General features: G+C 69.0%; 12 protein-coding genes and 3 pseudogenes. 12 read left to right on the forward strand and 3 right to left on the reverse strand.

The window, feature by feature from the left end; translation table 11 throughout:
• Window positions 1-118: 118 nt before the first annotated feature.
• The 4 genes and pseudogenes from BTZ20_RS18255 (at window position 119) to BTZ20_RS18270 (ending at window position 8838) form a co-directional block, all read left to right on the forward strand.
• A pseudogene (locus BTZ20_RS18255) lies at window positions 119-3390 on the forward strand (protein kinase domain-containing protein).
• A 134-nt stretch (window positions 3391-3524) separates the two neighbouring features.
• A pseudogene (locus tag BTZ20_RS18260) lies at window positions 3525-6790 on the forward strand (protein kinase domain-containing protein).
• A 123-nt stretch (window positions 6791-6913) separates the two neighbouring features.
• Window positions 6914-7908 (forward strand): annotated as a pseudogene (locus tag BTZ20_RS18265) (MBL fold metallo-hydrolase).
• Window positions 7909-7962: 54 nt separating this feature from the next.
• Window positions 7963-8838: an alpha/beta fold hydrolase gene (locus BTZ20_RS18270; protein WP_077042335.1), complete on the forward strand. Its 876-nt coding sequence runs from the start codon at window positions 7963-7965 to the stop codon at window positions 8836-8838.
• An 85-nt stretch (window positions 8839-8923) separates the two neighbouring features.
• Here BTZ20_RS18270 and BTZ20_RS18275 read toward each other — a convergent pair whose 3' ends face one another.
• Window positions 8924-9394: a hypothetical protein gene (locus BTZ20_RS18275; protein ID WP_077042336.1), complete on the reverse strand. Its 471-nt coding sequence runs from the start codon at window positions 9392-9394 to the stop codon at window positions 8924-8926.
• Between the two features lie 369 nt (window positions 9395-9763).
• Between BTZ20_RS18275 and BTZ20_RS18285 the strand changes: the two genes are divergently transcribed.
• Complete coding sequence (locus BTZ20_RS18285; RefSeq protein ID WP_145982343.1) at window positions 9764-9985, forward strand: hypothetical protein; 222 nt, start codon at window positions 9764-9766, stop codon at window positions 9983-9985.
• A 72-nt stretch (window positions 9986-10057) separates the two neighbouring features.
• Complete coding sequence (locus BTZ20_RS29920) at window positions 10058-10237, forward strand: tyrosine-protein phosphatase (RefSeq protein WP_077042338.1); 180 nt, start codon at window positions 10058-10060, stop codon at window positions 10235-10237.
• Between the two features lie 48 nt (window positions 10238-10285).
• Here BTZ20_RS29920 and BTZ20_RS18295 read toward each other — a convergent pair whose 3' ends face one another.
• Entirely contained in the window at window positions 10286-10951 is a 666-nt protein-coding gene (locus tag BTZ20_RS18295) for a hemerythrin domain-containing protein (RefSeq protein ID WP_077042339.1), read from the reverse strand.
• A gap of 176 nt (window positions 10952-11127) precedes the next feature.
• Here BTZ20_RS18295 and BTZ20_RS18300 point away from each other — a divergent pair, with 176 nt between their 5' ends.
• Window positions 11128-14325, forward strand: a complete 3198-nt coding sequence (locus BTZ20_RS18300; RefSeq protein ID WP_189636504.1) for a BTAD domain-containing putative transcriptional regulator — start codon at window positions 11128-11130, stop codon at window positions 14323-14325.
• Here BTZ20_RS18300 and BTZ20_RS18305 read toward each other — a convergent pair.
• Window positions 14273-14965: a hypothetical protein gene (locus BTZ20_RS18305; protein WP_077042341.1), complete on the reverse strand. Its 693-nt coding sequence runs from the start codon at window positions 14963-14965 to the stop codon at window positions 14273-14275. The two genes, BTZ20_RS18300 and BTZ20_RS18305, sit on opposite strands and share 53 nt — an antisense overlap.
• A 171-nt stretch (window positions 14966-15136) precedes the next feature.
• Between BTZ20_RS18305 and BTZ20_RS18310 the strand changes: the two genes are divergently transcribed.
• From BTZ20_RS18310 to BTZ20_RS18330, 5 genes are all read left to right on the forward strand, one after another.
• Entirely contained in the window at window positions 15137-16660 is a 1524-nt protein-coding gene (locus BTZ20_RS18310) for an acyl-CoA synthetase (RefSeq protein ID WP_077042342.1), read from the forward strand.
• Window positions 16661-16830: 170 nt separating this feature from the next.
• On the forward strand, window positions 16831-17523 hold the full coding sequence (locus tag BTZ20_RS18315; protein ID WP_189636505.1) for an ABC transporter permease: 693 nt from the start codon (window positions 16831-16833) through the stop codon (window positions 17521-17523).
• On the forward strand, window positions 17520-18782 hold the full coding sequence (locus tag BTZ20_RS18320) for an ABC transporter ATP-binding protein (protein ID WP_077042343.1): 1263 nt from the start codon (window positions 17520-17522) through the stop codon (window positions 18780-18782). Before BTZ20_RS18315 ends, BTZ20_RS18320 begins: the two co-directional genes overlap by 4 nt.
• Before the next feature lie 104 nt (window positions 18783-18886).
• On the forward strand, window positions 18887-19603 hold the full coding sequence (locus BTZ20_RS18325) for an ABC transporter permease (RefSeq protein WP_077043810.1): 717 nt from the start codon (window positions 18887-18889) through the stop codon (window positions 19601-19603).
• Between the two features lie 49 nt (window positions 19604-19652).
• Window positions 19653-20606 carry a glycine betaine ABC transporter substrate-binding protein gene (locus BTZ20_RS18330; protein WP_077043811.1) on the forward strand — a complete coding sequence of 318 codons (954 nt, stop codon included), beginning with the start codon at window positions 19653-19655 and terminating at the stop codon, window positions 20604-20606.
• Window positions 20607-20675: the final 69 nt, after the last annotated feature.

Raw genomic sequence — 20675 nt, forward strand, 5'->3', positions numbered from 1 at the left:
ATGGCACCATGGAGTTCCGGAGCCAGGCCACCTCTCGCGGTCGGCCACGACGCCCCTGAATCTGCCCGTGAGGAGTGCCGTGCCGCAACGTCGAGAACACGACAGATCAGCATGACCGATGGCCGCTGACGATCCGTTCGCGACCCAGCGCGATGTGACCCCGTCGGTGACATCGGAACTGGCCGCAGTCGGGTTCAGCGATGCAACCGAGATCGGACGCGGCGGCTTCGGCGTCGTCTACCGCTGCACCGAGTCGGCCCTGGACCGCACCGTTGCCGTGAAGGTGCTCACCGCCGGCCTCGACGAGGAGAACCGGACGCGTTTCGTCCGGGAACAGCGCGCGATGGGCAGGCTCACCGGGCATCCCAACATCGTCAACGTCCTGCGGGTCGGCACCACCGCGAGCGGCCTTCCCTACCTCGTGATGCCCTATCACGCTCAGCATTCGCTCGACGTACGCATCCGCGACCACGGACCCCTCCCGTCCGATCAGGCCCTGCAGCTCGGCGTGAAGCTGGCAGGCGCTGTCGAGTCCGCACACCGGCTCGGCATCCTGCATCGCGACATCAAACCGGCGAACGTCATCCTCACCGACTACGGCGAGCCGGCGCTGTCCGACTTCGGCATCGCCCACATCGCCGACGGGTTCGAGACCGCGACAGGCACGTTCACCGCCACCCCGGCCTTCACCGCGCCCGAGATCCTGAGCGGTGGCCCGCCCAGCGTCGCCTCGGACGTCTATGGCCTCGGTGCCACGGTGTTCTGCGCCCTCACCGGCCACGCGGCCTTCGAGCGTCACACCGGCGAACAGGTCGTCGCGCAGTTCGTGCGCATCACCTCGGAGCCGATCCCGGACCTGCGCGAACTCGACATCCCCGCCGACCTTGCCGCCGCCATCGAGCACGCCATGTCCGCAGACCCGGACGCCCGCCCAACGGCGGCAGAGCTCGGCGACGTCCTGCGCGAGATCCAGTTCCGCCACGGTCTTCCGAGCGACGAGATGGCCCTACAGTCGGTAGCCGATCCACGAGGCGGCGATCGTCGTCCGTCGACGAGCGGCGGACCCCCGCGGACCGGGTCCTCGACGCGGGGCCGGAAAGGAAACCTGCCCGCGGAGCTGACGAGTTTCGTCAACCGTCGCAACGAATTGACCGAGGCCAAGGAGATGCTGACGACCTCCCGCCTGGTGACGCTCACCGGAATCGGCGGCGTCGGGAAGACCCGGCTATCGCTGCGGATCGCGACGAGCGTCCAGCGTGCATTCGTCGATGGGGCGTGGCTGGTCGAGCTGGCCGACCTGCGCGACGAGTCGCTGGTGGTCGACGTGGTGGCGGCCGCCCTCGGGCTGAAGTCCTTCGCCCGTCAACCGCTGCAGACGGCCCTCGCGGAATTTCTCGAGCCGCGCCAGGTCCTGCTGGTGCTCGACAACTGCGAACAGGTGATCGCTGCCGTCGCGAACCTGACCGAGGCGCTGCTCAAGTACTGCCCCGGGCTGCGCGTCATCGCCACCAGCCGGGAAGCGCTCGGCATCAGTGGGGAGGCGACGCTGCGGGTTCCGCCGCTCAACGCGCCAGCCCCCGACCGTCAGCTCGACCTGGGGGCATTACCCAGTTACGACGCGGTCACCTTGTTCACCGAACGCGCCGCTGCGGTCCTTCCTGGATTCGCGGTCTCCGAGGACAACATGGCCGCCGTGGCGGGGATCTGCCACCGGCTCGACGGGTTGCCGCTGCCGATCGAGCTGGCGGCGGGGCGATTGGCTGCACTGTCACCCGAGCAGATCCTCCAACGGCTCACCGACCGCTTCACGCTCCTGACCCGCGGCGGGCGCACCGCCCCCACCCGGCAGCAGACCCTCCGGCTGTCGGTCGACTGGAGCCACGAGTTGTGCACGCCCGAGGAACAGCAACTGTGGGCCCGCCTGTCCGTGTTCGCGGGCAGCTTCGAACTCGCCGCGGTGGAATACGTCTGCGGCGCCGACCTGACACCGGGCGCGATGCTCGATCTGATTGCGTCGCTGGTGGAGAAGTCGATTCTGATCCACGAGGAATCGGCGACCGCGGGCCGGTATGGACTCCTGGACACCATCCGCGTATACGGCCTCGAGAAGCTGGAGGAGTCCGGCGAATCGGCACTGATGCGGCGACGCCACCTGGATTGGTTCGAGCGCCTGGCGCTGCGGGCGGAAGCCGATTGGATAGGCCCGCGCCAGCTGGATTGGATTGCCCGCCTGAAATTGGATCAGCAGAACTTTCGCGAGGCTTTGGATACCTACGTGGCGGAGCCGGGTGACATGGTGGTCGGCCTCCGCGTCACCGCCGCGCTGTTCAACTTCTGGCTCGCCAGCGGACAGCTCAGCGAGGGTGCCCACTGGACCGAACGACTGCTCACCGTCGAGGGCGTTCCGCGGGGTACGGCGTGGGTGCGGGCCGTTGCCCTCGGTGCGGTGCTCACCGGGTTTCGGGGCGACATCGGAACCTGCGCCGAATGGGTCGGACGGGCGCGCGCGCCAGCAGCCGATTCGGGCAACCCGCACGCCGTCGCGACCGCGCTGTACGCCGCCGGCGTCTTGGAATTGAGTTCCAATGACCTCACCACGGCAGCAACATCTTTCGAGAATGCCCTGGAGGCGTGTCCGGCCGACGACCTCTTACGGCTACTGATCTTGATCGGCGCCGAGGGGACCCTGGGGCTGCTCGGACAAACGGCGGTGTCAGCCGACTGCCTCGAACAGGTTCTGGACATCACCGAACATCGCGGCGAACTCATGTTCCGGGCATGGGCCCTGCGGACACTCGGGTGGACGGTGTGGTCGACCGATCCACAGCGAGCGATCGCGGTGACGGAAGAGGCGTTGCACATGTACCGGTCCTTCGATGACGGGTACGGCTCCACGCTGTGTCTCGAGTGCCTGGCCTGGATCGCCGCGGCCGACCGCAATTACACGAGGTCTGCGGTGTTGCTGGGCTGCGCACAGGCCATGCGGCAGACGGGGGCGTGCCGATCATCGCAATCCCGGTCCTGCGCGCCCAGCACGACGAGTGCGAGCGACTGACCCGCAAGGCACTCACCCCGAAGTCGTACGACGCGAGCTACCAGAAGGGAGCGTCCGCGAGTTTCGGGGAGGCCGTCGCATATGCACTGGGCGAGTCCACCGAGTCCCCTGAGCTGCCTCGAGCGAGGGGCGCCACGGGCAAGACCACCCTGACCCGACGTGAACTCCAGGTCGCCGGCCTCATCGCGGAGGGGCTGACCAACAGTGCCATCGCCGCCCGGCTCGTGATCTCACCCCGGACCGCCGAGGGACACGTCGAGCGGATCCTCGCCAAGCTGGGATTCACCTCGCGAGCGCAGGTCGCCGCTTGGATGGTCGATCAGAACCGGGGCTGAGACGGCATTCGGGTGGCACTATGGAGTTCCGGAGCCAGGCCAGCTCTCGCGGTCGGCCACGTCCGCTTCCGGGATCTGCCCGTGAGGTGAGTGCCGTGCCGCAACGTCGAGAACGCGACAGGTCGGCATGACCGATGGTCGGTGACGATCCGTTCGCGACCCAGCGCGGGGTGCCCCCGTCGGTGACATCGGAGCTGGCTGCGGCCGGGTTCAGCGATGCGACCGAGATCGGACGCGGCGGTTTCGGCGTGGTCTACCGCTGCACCGAGGCGACGCTGGACCGCACCGTGGCGGTCAAGGTGCTCACCGCGGACCTCGACGAGGAGAATCGGACGCGCTTCGTCCGGGAACAGCGGGCGATGGGCAGGCTCACCGGGCACCCCAACATCGTCAACGTCCTGCAGGTCGGCACCACCGCGAGCGGCCATCCCTTCATCGTGATGCCCTATCACGCTCAGCGATCGCTCGATGTGCGCATCCGCGACCACGGTCCGCTGTCGCTCGAGCAGACGCTGCAACTCGGTGTGAAGCTGTCCGGCGCGGTGGAGTCCGCACACCGGCTGGGCATCCTGCATCGCGACATCAAGCCGGCCAACGTCATCCTCACCGATTACGGCGAGTCGGCGCTGTCCGACTTCGGGATCGCACACGTCCCCGACGGGTTCGAGACCGCCACCGGCACGTTCACCGCCACCCCCGCTTTCACCGCGCCCGAGATACTTGGCGGTGGCCCGCCCAGCGCCTCCGCGGACGTCTACGCCCTCGGCGCCACGGTGTTCTGCGCGCTCACCGGCCACGCGGCCTTCGAACGCCGGAGCGGCGAGCAGGTCGTCGCGCAGTTTGTGCGCATCACCTCGCAGCCCGTCCCGGACCTGCGCGAACTCGACATCCCCGACGACGTGGCCGCCGCCATCGAGCACGCCATGTCCGCGGAGCCGGACTCCCGCCCGACGGCCGAACAGCTCGGCGACGTCCTGCGTGAGATCCAGTTCCGCCGTGGTTTTCCTGTCGACGAGATGGCGTTGCAATCCTTGGCCGTTTCGAAGGGCGGCGATCGTCGTCCGTCGACGGGTGGCGGGCTCCCGCCGACCGGGCCCTCGGCGCGGGGTCGGAAGGGAAACCTGCCCGCGGAGCTGACGAGCTTCGTCAACCGTCGCAGCGAACTGACCGAGGCGAAGGAGATGCTGTCGACCTCCCGGCTGGTGACGCTCACCGGCATCGGCGGCGTCGGGAAGACCCGTCTCTCGCTGCGGATCGCGACGAGCGTCCAGCGTGCCTTCCGCGACGGGGCCTGGCTGGTCGAACTGGCCGACCTGCACGACGAGTCGCTGGTGGTCGGCGTGGTTGCGGCCGCCCTCGGGCTGCAGTCCTTCTCTCGCGAGCCGTTGCCGACGGTCCTCGCGGAGTTTCTCGAGCCGCGCCAGATCCTGCTGGTCCTCGACAACTGCGAGCAGGTGATCGCCGCGGTCGCCGCCCTCGCCGAGACGCTGCTCAGGTACTGCCCCGAGCTGCGCATCGTGGCCACCAGCCGGGAAGCTCTCGCCATCGGAGGGGAGGCGACGCTGCGGGTTCCACCGCTCAGCGCGCCAGCCCCCGACCATCAGCTAGACCTGGGGGCCCTGCCCAGCTACGACGCGGTGACCTTGTTCACCGAACGCGCCACCGCGGTGGTTCCAGAATTCGTGCTCACCGAGGACAACATGGTCGCCGTGGCCGGGATCTGCCACCGGTTGGACGGGTTGCCGCTGCCGATCGAACTGGCGGCGGGGCGATTGCAGGCGCTGTCACCCGAGCAGATCCTGCAGCGGCTCACCGATCGCTTCACGCTCCTGACCCGCGGCGGACGCACCGCCCCCACTCGGCAGCAGACCCTCCGGCTCAGCGTCGATTGGAGCTACGAGTTGTGCACGCCCGAGGAACAGCAACTGTGGGCCCGGTTGTCGGTGTTCGCGGGCAGCTTCGAGCTCACCGCGGTGGAACACGTCTGCGGCGCCGACCTGACACCGGGCGCGATGCTCGATCTGATTGCGTCGCTGGTGGAGAAGTCGATCCTGATCCACGAGGAATCGGCCACGGCGGGGCGGTACGGACTCCTGGACACCATCCGCGAGTACGGCCTCGAGAAGCTGGCGGAGTCCGGCGAGTACGCGGAGATGCGGCGACGCCACCGGCACTGGTTCCAGCGTCTGGCGCTGCGGGCGGAAGCCGACTGGATCGGCCCCCGCCAGCTGGACTGGATCGCCCGACTGAAGCTGGATCAGCAGAACTTTCGTGAGGCACTGGACGCCAGCATGACGGGGCCGAGCGACGCGGCGGTCGGTCTCCGGATCACGGCCGCGCTGTATCCGTTCTGGTTGGTCAGCGGACAGATCAACGAGGGTGCCCGCTGGACCGAGCGAATGCTGACCGTCGAGGGGGTTCCGCGCGGCACGGAGTGGGTGCGGGCCGTGAGTCTCGGGGCGGCGCTCAACGGGTTCCGGAGCGACATCGAGACCGGCGCCGAATGGATCCGATGGGCCCGCGCGGCGGCAGCGGACCTCGACGATCCCGACGCCGCCGCGACCGCGTTGTACGCCGCCGGCGTTCTGGCGCTGGGTGCGAACGACATATCCACCGCAGCAACATATTTCGACACCGTCCTGGAGATGTGTCCGCCCGACGACCACCTCCTGCGGGTCATCACCCTGACCGGAGCCGAGGTGGCCGGCGGGCTGCTCGGGCACACGGAGCGGGCAGCCGAGTGTCTGGAACAGGTGCTGGACATCACCGAGCCGCGCGGCGAGCTCGCGTTCCGGTCGTGGGCCGTGCGGACGCTCGGGTTGGCTGTGTGGTCGACCGAGCCGGAGCGGGCGACCGCGCTGCTGGAACAGGCTTTGCGACTGTCCCGGTCCGTCGACAATTCGTTCGGGGCCGCTCCGAGCCTGGAGGGCCTGGCCTGGATCGCCGCGGCCGATGGGGACTACACGAGATCGGCGGTGTTGCTGGGCTGCGCGCAGGCCATGCGGCAGACCGGGGGCTTGCCGGAGATCGCCATCCCGGGCCTGCGCGCACAGCACGACGAGTGCGAGCGACGGACCCGCGAGGCACTCGCGCCGAAGTCATATGACGCCGGCTACGGGAAGGGCGCGTCGGCGAGCTTCGGGAGGCCGTCGCCTATGCACTGGGCGAGTCCGCCGAGTCGCCTCGGGAGCCGGCAGCCACGGGCAAGACCACCCTGACCCGACGCGAGCTCCAGGTGGCCGGCCTCGTCGCGGAGGGGCTGACCAACAGCGCGATCGCCGCCCGGCTCGTGATCTCGAAACGGACCGCCGAGGGCCACGTCGAGAGGATCCTCGCCAAGCTGGGATTCACCTCGCGAGCGCAGGTCGCCGCCTGGATGGTCGATCAGAACCGAGGCTGACGTCGCCCGTGCACCGTCTGGCCGGTCCCGCCGCTCGGGACCCGGGTATGGACCGGCGCGTCGACGTCCGGTAATGATGAGGTCAAAGAGTTGAAACCAATTTCACTAGTGACGAGGTATCCCATGCTCGACGCGGCCGCCATCGGCGATGGCATTTTTCAGATTCCCGTTCCCATGTCCCACAACCCCTGGGCACCACCCTCGTCTACGCGATGGAGTCCCCGGCGGGATCGTCCTTGTCGATGCCGGCTGGGATGGCGACGAGGGTGGGAGGGCCTGACCAGCGGACTCGAGTCGGTCGGGCACTCGATCTCCGAGGTCGAGGGCGTCGTCCTCACCCACTTCCACCCGGACCACACCGGTTTGTGCGGGCGGGTGCGCGAGGCCTCCGGGGCCTGGATCGCGATGCACGCCGATGACATGGACATGTTCGGGAAGATGTCCTCCCCCACGACGAGGTCTGGCTCGCGGATCAGCAGGTGAACCTGACCCGCGCGGGCGCGACGCAGGCGGACCTCGACGCGTTCGCAGCCGTGGCGAACGGCAAGTCTCCGGCAGGCCCGGAATCGACTCCCGACCGGATCCTCGCCGACGACGAGGTGATCGCGTTGACCGGGCGCGGGCTGCGTGTGGTGTTCACGCCGGGCCACACTCCCGGCCACGCCTGCTTCTACCTCGAGGACGCCGACGTGATGTTCACCGGCGATCACGTGCTGCAGAAGACCACACCGCACGTCGGCAACTTCGTCTACCCGCTCGAGGAGCGCGATGCGCTCGCCGAGTTCCTCGACTCGCTGCGCCGCGTGCAGACGATGGACATCACCCGCGGCCTCGGCGCACACGGCATCCCGATCGACGACGTCGCTGGCCGCGCGGGCGAGCTGATCGAGCACCACGAGGAGCGGCTCGAGCACCTGTACGCCGCGTTCGGCGACGACCAGATCACCGTCTGGGAGGTGGCCCAGCGGATGAAGTGGTACCGCCCGTGGACCGACTTCCACCCGATGGCCAAGGGCATGGCGCTCTCCGAGGCCGCCGCGCACCTGCGGCACCTGGTCGCACGCGAGCAGGTAGCGCAGGTGCCGGGCAGCGAGCCGGCGCTGTTCGCGCGACGGTAGCCGACCCGAAAATCCGGTCGCGAAGCCCGGCACTGTTGGGCGAGAATCGCGACCATGTCTGTGGAAGTCTCGGCGCCGGCCCGGATGGGCGAATCGTGTCTCGCCGACGGGCGGGTGCTCGGGTGGGCCGAATGGGGCCGCGCGGACGGGATTCCGGTGCTGCTGAGCCCGGGCGCCGCCACCACCGGGTCGCTCGGGTTCGGCGCCGAGGTCGTCGAGTCGCTCGGTGTGCGGCTCGTCGCGCTCGACCGCCCGGGCCTCGGCCGGTCGACGTCACTGCCCGGTAAGACCTTCCGAGACTTCGCGGCCGACGTCCGCGAGTTCACAACGCTGCGGGGGCTGGGCAACCCGGCGATCGTGGGCAACTCGCAGGGTGCGCCCTTCGCACTCGCGTGCGCGGCGGCGGGTGTCGGCGCCGCGGTCGCGATCGTCTCCGGCAGCGACGAGGTGGCGGCGCCGCGGTTCGCCGACGCCCTGCCGAAGCCACTGCGCGATCTGGTCGACCTGACGGCGTCGGACCCGGACGCAGCGGAGCGCCTCTTCGCGACGTTCGACGCGGACGCCATGTGGCAGATGGTGATCGACTCCAGCCCCGCGTCCGACCTCGCCGTCTACCGGGACCGCGACTTCGAGCGCGCCTACCGCGGCAGCATGCGCGAGACGTTCGCGCCGGGCCCCGGCGGCTACGCCCGCGACACGGTGCTGGCGATGGGCCGCTGGCCCTTTGACCTCACGACCATCGGTGTCCCGGTGGACCTCTGGTACGGCGAGGAGGACACCAGCCATTCACCCGACCGCGGCGAGTGGCTGGCCGCCCGCATCCCCGGATCCGTTCGCCACCTGGTGCCGGGCATCGGCGGCGCCGTGCTGTGGACGCACGCCGAACCGATCCTGCGCACGCTGCTCGGCCACGCCGACCCGCGCGACTAGCTAGTGGTCGTGGTCAACCAGCTCTCGCGGCTGCGTGCCGAGCCGTACCCGCGCGACGGCGTCCCGTGGGGTGGCGAACACGCGGCTAGCGATTTCCTTGCTGCTTGATCTCTTCAAATCGCTCTCTGAGCATCGGAATGAACGCAACGGCATCAAAGTCTTGGAAGCGGTCCCTGTACCTCATGAGGTCTTGCTCGAGATGACTCACGATCGCGTCGCAAAGCTGTGCCCTCGTCTCCCCTTCCGATAGGTCCTCGTACTCGTCTACGACGAGCATCTGATCGACCAGAAGCTTGTCGTCCTTCTTGATATACCGAACAAGCGACCTCAGGTTGCCCTTCTCGACATTGACCTTGTGATAGAACCGCAGGATCAGGCCGAGCGCAATGTGGCTGAACTGGGCATCAAGGTTCCGCAATTGGGGAGCAATTCGATCCTGCCAGGCGTAGTCATTCAGGCTATTGAGAATGTCGTCCAGGATGCCCTGGTTAATAGTGGCCTTTTCCGCCGTTTTCCCTCCTTGCGAATCATAAGTGATCTTCAAGAAGATACCCATAATCAAGACGCCCTTCTTCTTCGCCGCTTACTACGAACCGCGCACAGAACGCCGTGAACCTGTCGACCACTCCAGCACCTCTGACTACACAGAGGACTACTACCACAACAGTCACATTGGTCACAAAATGTCGTAATAGAGCGGTCTGCTAATTGCGGGCGCGGTGATGGATGACAAGCGCCGCCATACGAGTACGCCTTGTCCGTCAACAGCCGAAAGTTGTCGGTGTCGTGGGCGCGGTGCGCGTCGAGCAGCGGAGCCAGATAAGGACTGTCGCCGGCCTGTCCGGGAGAGAGCAACAGGATCAGTGGGCAGCAGCGATAGCCTGTGCCGCGGGAAACGACGGCAACTTCGAGATTGGGGGCTTCGATGGCTGGTCCGTTCGGACACATTATGAGTAGTGACGGACAGTTCTTCGAGATCGAGGAGTTCGTCAAGACGGTTGACAATCCCGGGGACGTCTACGAGATGGTGGAAGAGATGTTGGGAATGATCTGGCATCTGGCCAACCGGGTCGCTGAGGTTACCGGCGAAGATCCCGCCACGATCATCGAGGGCGCGCGGAAACAGTTCGAGGGTGACTGCGACTGAGCCGCGGTGCCTGGGGCCGCTTCGACGACAATCGGAGTTCCGCGGCTTGCGGGACATAGGCCCTCAAGCGCGGTGTGGTGCCGATCCTCGATCACGGTCGATCTGAGTCGTGCTGCTGAACCCGGCCGCGTCGCACACGGCCGGCTCGAAGAGATCGGTACCAACTTCGGCACATTCGACAACTATCTGACCACCGGACTCGGACTGTCGAATGACACCATCGCCACGTTGAAGACCAAACTCACCGCATAGGCCGGACTGTAGGTAGGAGACCCGCGCTCGTGTGCGGGTCGGCATTCGTCAGTTGTCGACCCCGAACGCCGCGCGTTCGCGCCGGCGCTGCTTGCACGAGAGCGCGAACACCACGCCGCGCAATGCGATCGGGATGGCGCGCCGCACCCTCGACGCCTCCGCCGGCGTCACCACCGCCAGGGCCCTAGTGAGGTCGAAGTCCATCCGACCGCCTCGGCGCGCGCCCTCCTCGAAACACTCCCACGCGTCGGCCCGCAGGTACGTGGTGATGAGCGGGAACACCGTGCGTTCCTCCTCGTCGATGTGCTCGTCGAGCTGGTCCCGCAGCTGACGACTCGCACGGCAGAATCCGGCGACGGCGTCGGGATCGGGTAGGCACTGCGCGTGACGCCGAAGGTCCTCGAGCGTGGGGTCGAGCGCCTGGTGGTCGTCCGTCAGCTCGGTCAGGTCGACGTGCGCCCCCGCCGCGCCGACGATCAGCGGCCACAACACGTCGTCCTCGACGGTGTGATGGTGGTGAATGCTGGTCGCGAAGAGCTCGACGTAGGACGCGACGGCGGCGCAGCGACGCCGGTCGAACGCCGAGGGATTGGTGTCGAGTTCGTCGGCCACTCGCACCAGCCACGCAGCGTCGCGCCGCATCACGCGGTGGGCCAGACGCATGCCCAGCAGGTCGTCGTCGGAGGTGAGTGGGGCGGTGATCGAGGTGGGCATCGCGGTTCCGTTCGTCGGTGTTGTGGTCGACCACCACGGTGGCCGACCGCACTTGGAGTTCGCTTGGTCCGCACCGATCCCGCTCTCCGATTCGGCTCGCAGGGCTCCCGGCCGGGCGATAATCTGAGCCCGACATGACTGCCACCGCGCCCCCTGCGAGCCAGGTTCATCTCCGCGTGTTGGGGTCCCTGGCCGTCACGGTCCAGGGGCGTCCGGTCGCCGTCGGTGGTCCTGGGGCGCGCGCGGTGATCGCCCGACTGGCCGCTGCCGCCGGGCGCGTCGTGTCCACCGATCTGCTGATCGACGACCTATGGGCCGGGCAACCGCCACCGAAGGCGCTGGCCGGGTTGCAGGTGCACGTGTCGAACCTGCGTCGCGTCCTCGAGCCGGCCCGCGCCCCGAGGACGCCCGCGACGGTGATCGTCAGTGCGCCGCCTGGCTACGCTCTGCGGCTGCCGCCGGAGTCGGTGGACGCCTGGCATTTCGAGCGGTTGGTCGTCGAGGGACTGCACGCCTCGGATCCGCCGACCCGCATCGCGTTGCTCTCGCGGGCGCTGGACCTGTGGGCGGGGGTGCCCTACCACGAGAGCGTGGACGCCGACTGGGCCCGGATCGAGAGTGAGCGACTGGCCGAGCTCCACTCCACCGCGCTCGAGACACGCGCACACGCCTATCTCGACGACGGGAAACCGGCGTTGGTTGTCGATGAGCTCGGCCGCCACGCGACGCGCAACCCCGGCCGGGAGCATGGCGTGCGACTGCTCGCGCTGGCGCTGTATCGCACCGGGCGGCAAGCAGATTCGTTGGAGACGCTGCGCCGGACCCGTGCCTACCTCGCCGACGAACTGGGCGTCGACCCGTCCGCCGAACTGCAAGGGCTCGAGCGCGACATCCTCCGCCAGGAACCCTCCCTGACGATGGCGCCGGCCACCCCGGCGGACCGCGCGTTTGCCACCCCGGAGATCCGCTGGGACGAGGCGCCGCTCACGGGACGCGGCGACGAGCTGGACGCGCTGCGGCTCGCAGCCCGGCAGGCCGCACAGGAGGGTCTGCACGTGGTCTGGATCGGCGGCGACGCCGGCGAGGGCAAGAGCACACTGGCGCAGGCCTTTGCGGACGAGGCGGCCGGCTCGGGCTGGCAGGTGGCGTGGGGGCGGTGCCCGGAGGTCGACGGCGCTCCCCCGGGATGGCCGTGGCTAGCGGTGCTCCGCCAGTTCGGCGACGACGAGGACGCAGGGACGCCGTTCGAGGCGGGCCGCAGGACAGAAGCGCGCCTCATCGCCGCGGGCGCGCGGACCCTCATCGTGCTCGACGACGTCCACCGGGCCGACGAGCCGACGCTGCAGGTGCTGCGTCACCTCGCGGCGACGGCCAGGAAGTCGACGTCGGTGCTGCTGTGCACCTTCCGGCCGAGCGAGGCCACCGCGGACCTGCGGGCGACATGGGCCGCGACGGCGGGGATCCCGGGCTCGCGGCTGATGCTGCGGGGACTCGGCCGAGAGGGCGCCGCGGCGATCGCCCGCCAGTCCGGGGTATCCGATGTCGACGACGCGCTGCTGACCGACCTGATCGATCGCACCGGCGGGAACCCGCTGTTCATCAGGGAGTACTCGCGGCTGATCGCGTCCGAGGGGTCAGGCGCGATCCGCACCACCGTGCCAGACGGGGTGCGGGACGTGCTGGGCCGACGCATCTCGCGGCTGCCAGAGAAGACCGTGGTGGAGCTGCGGCGCGCCGCGGTGCTCGGCCGGGAGGCGGACCTCGCCGTGCTGGCCGCCATCGGGCAGACCGACGACGATGCCCTGCTCGACTCGCTGGAGCCGGCGCTGCTGACCGGGATCATCGTCGAACCGACACCGGACCGGGTGCGCTTCAGCCACGACCTCGTCCGGGAGACGTTGTACGACAGCGTCCCCCGCATGCGCAGGCGACGCATGCACGCGTCGGCGCTGGCCGCGCTGGCCACGCACTCCCCCGCCGACTCCGCCGCCCTGGCGCATCACGCCTTCGAATCCGCCACGCCGGGCACCGCCGCCGACGCGCTGCGGTACGTGCGGGCGGGCGCCCACGACGCCGAGGCGCAGTCGTCGTACCGCGAGGCGCTGGCGTTGTGGAAGTCGGCGGAGTCGTTGTGCGAGATGGCAACCGACCCCGACCCCGGCGAGCTGGTGGAGATCCTGATCCCTCGGGTGGGGGTTCAGGCCCGCACCGGCGACGTGATCGGCGCCCGCGAGACCTACCGGCGGGCGATCGGCCTCGCGCAGCAGCGCGCCGACCCCGACGCCCTCCTGCGCGCGTTGGTGTCGTGGCACGCGCCGGTGGTGTGGACCATCCGGGTCGAACCCGACGCGGACGCCTTCGTCCTCGACGCGATCGATGCCGCCGCGGGTCGCCCCGACCTCACCGGCGCAGATCGCGCAAGGCTGCTGAGCGCCCGGGTCTTCGAGCTCGAGGGCGTCGACGACGAGCAGAGCCTGGCGGCGGCCCTCGATGCGCGCCGGGTCGCCCGGGAGTCGGGCGACAACCGCGCCCTGATGCGGGCGCTGAACGCCTTCGGATACATCGCATTCGGGCCGGACCTGGCCGACGAGCGGATCGCCAACGCGGAGGAACTGCGCGCCGCCGCGAGGGCGGAGGGCGACGAGGGGTTCCTCTCGGTCGCGTACTTCCAGCGCTTCCTCGCGGCCACCGCCGAGACCGACCTCGAGCGTGCCTACGAGAACGCCGAGCTGGCCACGCGACACGCGGCCGGCCACCAGCTGACCCAGATGCTCGGCGTGGTGGCGGTCTTCGAGGCGATGGTCGAGCTGATGGCCGGCCGGCTCGAGTCCGCAGAGCAGCGGTTCACGGCGGTCTCGACCGCGATGCACGAGCAGGGCGTTGCGTCGGCGCAGTGGATCGCCACCATCGGCCGGCTGGGGGTCGGTGTCGTGCGGGGCGACCTCTCGGCCCTGGCCGGCGAGCTGGGCGCCATCGAATCGATGCGGCCGCACGCCATCCGGTTCCCGCTGATCCTGGCTCTCCTCGACGGCGGCGAGGTGTCGGCCGCGACGGACCTGTGGGCGTCGAGCACGCCCTACCCGCGCGACTACTACTGGCTCGGCATGACCACCTTCCGGGCGCGGGTCGCGGCCCGGCTCGGCGATGTCGAGGTCGCGCGTCGGGTGTACGAGGAGCTGTTGCCGTTCGCAGGCCGGATCGCAGGCCTGGATTCCGGTTCGCTCTACGCCGGTCCCGTCGATGCGGCGTTGGCGGACGTCGCCGAACTCCTCGGCGACGTCGATGCGGCGACCCGGTGGCGGGCCGCCGCATCGGATCTCGTCACGCTGGTGTCGGAGCGGTTGCGCGAGCGGGGGCCGACGGCGTCTCGGTGACCTGTGGCCGCCCATGTGCCCGCAGTATCACCAGGCCGATCGCGGCGAAGGCGAGGCCGCGCGGCAGTTCGATCACCAGGCCGGTGATGCCGGGGACCTCCGGCCACGGAATGACGCCGATGACGCCGCCGATCGTCATGATCACGCCGATCCACAGCGGGACCGCCCGCGTCCAGACCAGGATGATGCCGAACGCGAGCAGGCTCACCAGGTAGGTCAGCCCGCTGGCCGTCTGCATGACGACGAATGCGGTGGAGTCGAGCAACGATCCGTCGGCGGGCACCAGGTACGCGGTGTCGGGGTTCGACGCGAGCGTGTAGGAGGCGAACGCCTCGATCGTCAGGTGTGTCAACGACGCCAGCATCAGCGAGGAGTACAGCGTGACGAATCCGACGAGGCCCGCGACGCCGGCCCGGCCCGCGAACCAGGCGTAGACGCCGGGCAGCGCGATCAGCTGGATGATGGTGCCCACCAACAGGATCATTTGCGCCCACGGACTCGTCCCCGACGTCAACGACTCGACGGAATGAGAGTTGCCGCCGACCACGGGATGCAGGAGGCCGCCGGTGAGGTTGAGGGCGAACGCCACGATGACGGCGCCGCCGCTGAGGCGGTATAGCAGTGCGGGTGTGATGGTCATGGCCCGAGTCTGTGCGCGGCCACTTGGTGATCACTTGGCGCGGACCTCGGAACTGCCGGTCTCGGGCGCTCCCTCGCACTCGACGCCGGTCCGGACGCGTGATCCGGGCCACAATTCATGCGGAAAAGCAACCCCTACCGCGATAGTTGGACGTCCGATAACCTGACGTCCATGAGTCTGGATCCGCGCACCAACACCGTCGACGGCGTGCTCCGCCGCTCGGCCGCCAAGTTCCCCGATCGCACCGCGCTGACCTTCGACGGTCGCAGCCGCAGCTACCGCGACCTCGACGACGCGGTGACCCGCGCCGCCGGCCACCTGCTGGCGCTCGGACTCGAGTCGGGCGACCGCGTCGCCGCGTACGGCACCAACTCCGACGCGTACGTGATCGGCTTCCTCGCCTGCGCCCGCGCGGGCCTGGTGCACGTGCCGGTGAACTACGCCCTCAAGGGCGAGGAGCTGAGTTATCTGGTGTCGCAGTCCGGGGCGCGGGCGGTGCTGGTCGACCCCGCGCTGCGCGGCACCCTCGACTCAGTGCGCGAGAACCTGGCGATCGAGCACGTGCTGCCGCTACGCGACGCGGACGGCTCGCTGCTCGAGCTGAGCGACACCGGCGAGGTGCCGGCGCTGGAGCCGCAGGCCACCTCGACCGACCTGGTGCAGCTGCTCTACACCTCGGGCACCACGTCGAAGCCCAAGGGCGCCATGATGACTCACGGCGCGCTCGTGCACGAGTACGTCTCGTCGGTGATCGCGCTCGGCCTGTCCGCCGACGACAACCCGCTGGTCTGCATGCCGCTGTACCACTCCGCGGGCATGCACGTGTTCACCATCCCCTACCTGTCCGTTGGCGCGACCGTGAATCTGATGGCGGCGCCGGACATCCCGGAGATCCTGCGGCGGATCGAGGCCGAGAAGATCGGCTCGCTGTTCCTCGCACCGACCGTGTGGGTGCCGCTGGCGAACCACCCGGACCTCGAGACCCGCGACCTGTCCTCGCTGACGAAGGCGCAGTACGGCGCCTCGATCATGCCGGTCACCGTGCTCAACCGACTGCGCGAGCGCTACCCGAACCTCGGCTTCTACAACTGCTTCGGGCAGTCCGAGATCGGCCCGCTCGCGACGGTGCTGCAGCCCGAGGAGCACGAGGCCCGGCCGTCCTCGTGCGGGCGAGCCGTGTTCTTCGTCGAGACCCGGGTGGTCGACGCCGAGGGCAACGACGTGCCCGACGGCGAGTCCGGCGAGGTGCTGTACCGGTCGCCGCAGCTGTGCCAGGGCTACTGGGAGAACCCGGAGGCGACGGCGGAGGCGTTCCGCGACGGCTGGTTCCACTCCGGCGACCTCGTCACCCGCGACGCCGAGGGCTTCATCACCGTGGTCGACCGCATCAAGGACGTCATCAACACCGGCGGCATCCTGGTCGCCTCCCGCGAGGTCGAGGACGCCGTCTACACCCACCCGGCCGTCGCCGAGGTCGCGGTGATCGGCACCCCCGACGAGAAGTGGATCGAGGCGATCACCGCCGTGGTGGTGCTGCGCGAGGACCACGAGCCGGTGTCGGCCGAGGCCCTGATCGGGCACGTGAAGGCGCGCATCGCGCCGTTCAAGGTGCCGAAGAACATCCAGTTCGTCGACGCGTTGCCGCGGAACCAGAGCGGGAAGCTGCTCAAGCGGGAGTTGCGGACGGGGGCGTAGGGCTGAGACTCCCAGATCGAGTTCCAGCTGTACTAGACGTCAAGTCGTGAGGCGCGGCTGAACCTCAGCAGACCAACGGCGCCCCAACCCTCGGTTGGGGCGCCGTTGTGTGTTCGAAACCTGACACGCCACGTTTCGCGCTTTTTTGCGCGGAGGCCGACCTGCGAGCAATGTGGTGGTCGGCGGGTGTGCGGACGGAGGTGTCGCCGGTGGACTTTCAGGCCTGGTGGGACTTTGTGTTCGCACGACGCAACCAACTGGTCACCGATTCCTACCTCCATGTGAGCGCGGTCGTGCAGTCGATCGTGATCGCGACGATCATCGCCGTCGGCATCGGCATCATGGTTTACCGCAGCCCGATCGGATCCGCGGTGGCCACTGGACTGGCCAGCACCATCCTCACCGTGCCCTCGTTCGCGTTGTTGGGTCTGCTCATCCCGATTCTCGGCCTCGGCGTGCGCCCGACCGTCACCGCGCTGGTGCTCTACGGCCTACTGCCGATCATCCGCAACACCATCATCGGTCTCGCCTCGGTGGACCCGGCCATCACCGACGCCGCGCGTGGGGTCGGGATGAACCGCCTTCGCGTGCTCGGGCGGATCGAGATGCCGCTGGCCTGGCCCTCGATCCTGGCCGGCATCCGGGTGAGCACCCAGATGCTGATGGGCATCCTGGCGATCGCCGCCTACGCCAAAGGCCCTGGCCTCGGCAACCTCATCTTCTCGGGCCTGTCCCGCGTGGGCAGCCCGACCGCGGTTCCGCAGGCACTGACCGGCACCGTGCTCATCGTCGTCCTGGCCCTGGTCCTGGACGGGCTCTACGTCCTGCTCGGCCGACTCACCACCTCGAGGGGGATCCGGTGACCGACACCGCATCGCGCAACGGCACCGCCGCGCACCACGACCACACCCACGGGGTCGAGATCGTCCTCGACGACGTGGTCAAGCGCTACCCGGGGCAAGTGGACGCCGCGGTCGACCACATCTCGATGACCATCCCCGCCGGCGAGACCGTGGTGTTCGTCGGACCGTCCGGGTGCGGAAAGACCACCACCATGCGGATGATCAACCGGCTGATCGAGCCGTCGTCGGGACGGATCACCATCGGCGGCAAGGACGCGCTGTCGATCGACCCCGACCAACTGCGCCGCGGCATCGGCTACTCCATCCAGCAGGCGGGCCTGTTCCCGCACCTGACGGTCGCCAAGAACGTCGCGACCGTGCCCGGCCTGATCGGGTGGGACCGCAAACACATCGCCGAACGCACCGACGAGATGCTCGACCTCGTCGGCCTCGACCCCGACACCTACCGGGACCGGTATCCGCGACAGCTGTCCGGCGGTCAGCAGCAGCGGGTCGGGGTGGCCCGCGCGCTGGCGGCGGACCCACCGGTGCTGCTGATGGACGAGCCGTTCGGCGCCGTCGACCCGATCACCCGGGGCCTGCTGCAGGACGAGTTGATGCGACTGCAGTCCGAGCTCGGCAAGACCATCGTCTTCGTCACTCACGACTTCAACGAGGCCGTCAAGCTCGGCGACCGAATTGCGGTGCTGGGTAGCCAGTCTCACATCATGCAGTACGACACCCCGGAGGCGATCCTGGCGAACCCCGCCAACGACATGGTCGCCGGGTTCGTCGGGGCCGACGCCTCCCTCAAGCAACTGACCCTGAGCCGGGTCCGGGACGTGCGGCTGATCGAATGCCCGACCGCCCACGAGGACGGTTCCGTCGACGAGATGCGCCGGGCCCTGCTCGCCCGTCGACGGCAGTGGGGCCTGATCCTCGACGCCCGCAACCGCCCTGTCCGCTGGGTCTCCCCCGCACACCTGGCCACTGTGGACTCGCTGCGCGACGTGGGTGATCCGGTCGGCGAAATCCTTTCGGTGCAGTCCACGCTGCAGGACGCCCTCGAGGCCCTGCTCGCAGAGTCCAGCGCGTCCACGGTCGTGACCGGACGTCGCGGCGAGTACGTCGGCCTCATCACCATCGACACCCTGGTGGAGAACCTGCGCCAGCTGCGCGACGAGCACGCGGACGACCACGACGACCTTTCCGACCCGGGCCCCACCGCGCTCGACGAGCCCGGTGGGGCGCAGCGCGCTCCCGAGGAACTGGCCCCGTGAGCACCGAGACGTCCCCGCGGGGCTCCGCGCCGGGCGCGGGAGTCGCCGCCACCGATGTGGCCGTCGTCGACCACACCGCGGCCGCCGACCGCCGCGCCGAACGGATGCGCCTGCTCGCCCAGCCGGTGCTGGTTCTCCTGCTGACCGGTGGGGTCCTGGCGTGGGCGTTCAGCCGCGACCTGAACGCCACCCAGCAGGCCAGCATCAGCGTGGCCAATCTGGCGACCCTGACCTGGCAGCACGTGCTGATCACGGTCGCCGTGGTGGTGATCGTGGTGGCATTGGCGGTACCCCTGGGCACGCTGCTCACCCGGCCGGGCTGGACCCGGCTGGCGCCGGTGTTCGTCGGCATCGCGAACATCGGTGCCGCCGCCCCGGCCATCGGCCTGTTGGTGCTCTTCTACCTCGCCACCCGCACCACCGGGTTCTGGATCGGGGTGCTTCCGATCGCCTTCTACTCGCTACTTCCGGTTCTGCGCAACACGATCCTCGGCTATCAGCAGGTGGATCCCACGCTGATCGACGCGGGCCGCGGCCAGGGCATGTCGGCGCGCACGGTGCTCCGCCGCGTCGAGTTCCCGATGGCGGTGCCGTACATCCTGGCCGGCCTGCGCACCTCGCTGGTGCTGGCGGTCGGCACGGCCACCCTGTGCTTCCTGGTCAGCGCCGGCGGGCTCGGTGTCCTGATCGACACGGGGTACAAGTTGCGCGACAACGTGACCCTGGTGGTGGGTGCCGTACTCGCGGTCTCGCTGGCCCTGCTCGTCGACTGGCTCGGCGCCCTCGCCGAGGTCTACCTCGGCCCGAAGGGATTGCGTTGACATGGCCGGACGCCGGAAGCTCCTGCTGCGTAAGGTCGCAGCGTTCGCGATGGTCGCGGCGACTGCCATCACGCTGGCCTCCTGTGGGCTCGAGTCCGGCGGCGCGCTGCCCCTAAAGGTCGGCCCGGGCAGCATCACTCCTGTCCCCGAGCTCGAGGGTGTCCCGATCACGGTGGGCTCCAAGGACTTCACCGAGCAGATCATCCTCGGGTACATCATCGAGTTCGCCTTGTCCGCGGCCGGCGCGGACATCCGCGACCTCACCAACATCCAGGGCTCGAATAGCACCCGCGACGCGCAAGTCCACGGCCAGATCGACCTCACCTACGAGTACACCGGCACCGGCTGGATCAACTACCTGGGCCACGAGCACCCGGTCCCCGACCCCACCGCACAGTTCGAGGCGGTGCGCGACGAGGACCTCACCCGTAACGGCCTGGTGTGGACCGACCCCGCGCCGATGAACAACACCTACGCTCTGGCCACCAGCCGAGCCACCGCGGAGGCCACCGGGGTGCGGACGCTCTCCGAGTACGCGGATCTGGTCAAGCGTGACCCGGCCGCGGCAACCACCTGCGTCGAGACCGAGTTCAACGTCCGCCAAGACGGCTATCCAGGTATGGCCGCGGCCTACGACTTCGATCCGGCCAAGGCACAGAAGCAGATCCTGCAGACGGGCATCATCTACCAGGCCACCGCGGACGGCACCCAGTGCAAGTTCGGCGAGGTGTTCACCACCGACGGCCGCATCATCGCGCTGGACCTGGTCCTGCTCGACGATGACCGCTCCTTCTTCCCGAAATACAATCCGGCACTGATCATGCGTGAGGGGTTCGCGCAGGCGCACCCGCAGGTCGCGGAGGTGATGGCGCCGGTCTCCGCGGAGCTGACCGACGAAGAGATCACCGAGCTGAACCGCCGCGTCGACGTCGAGGGCCAGGAGCCGGCCGACGTGGCCCGAGCGTGGTTGGTGGACAAGGGTTTCGTCACCGCTGCCGACTGACCCGCCTACTCGGGCCACCGTTTTGACCTGCCCGGACAAGAGCGAAGAAGCATCGAGGCCCTCGAGTGC

The organism is Rhodococcus sp. MTM3W5.2, from assembly GCF_001984015.1.
Lineage (GTDB): Bacteria > Actinomycetota > Actinomycetes > Mycobacteriales > Mycobacteriaceae > Rhodococcus_G > Rhodococcus_G oryzae.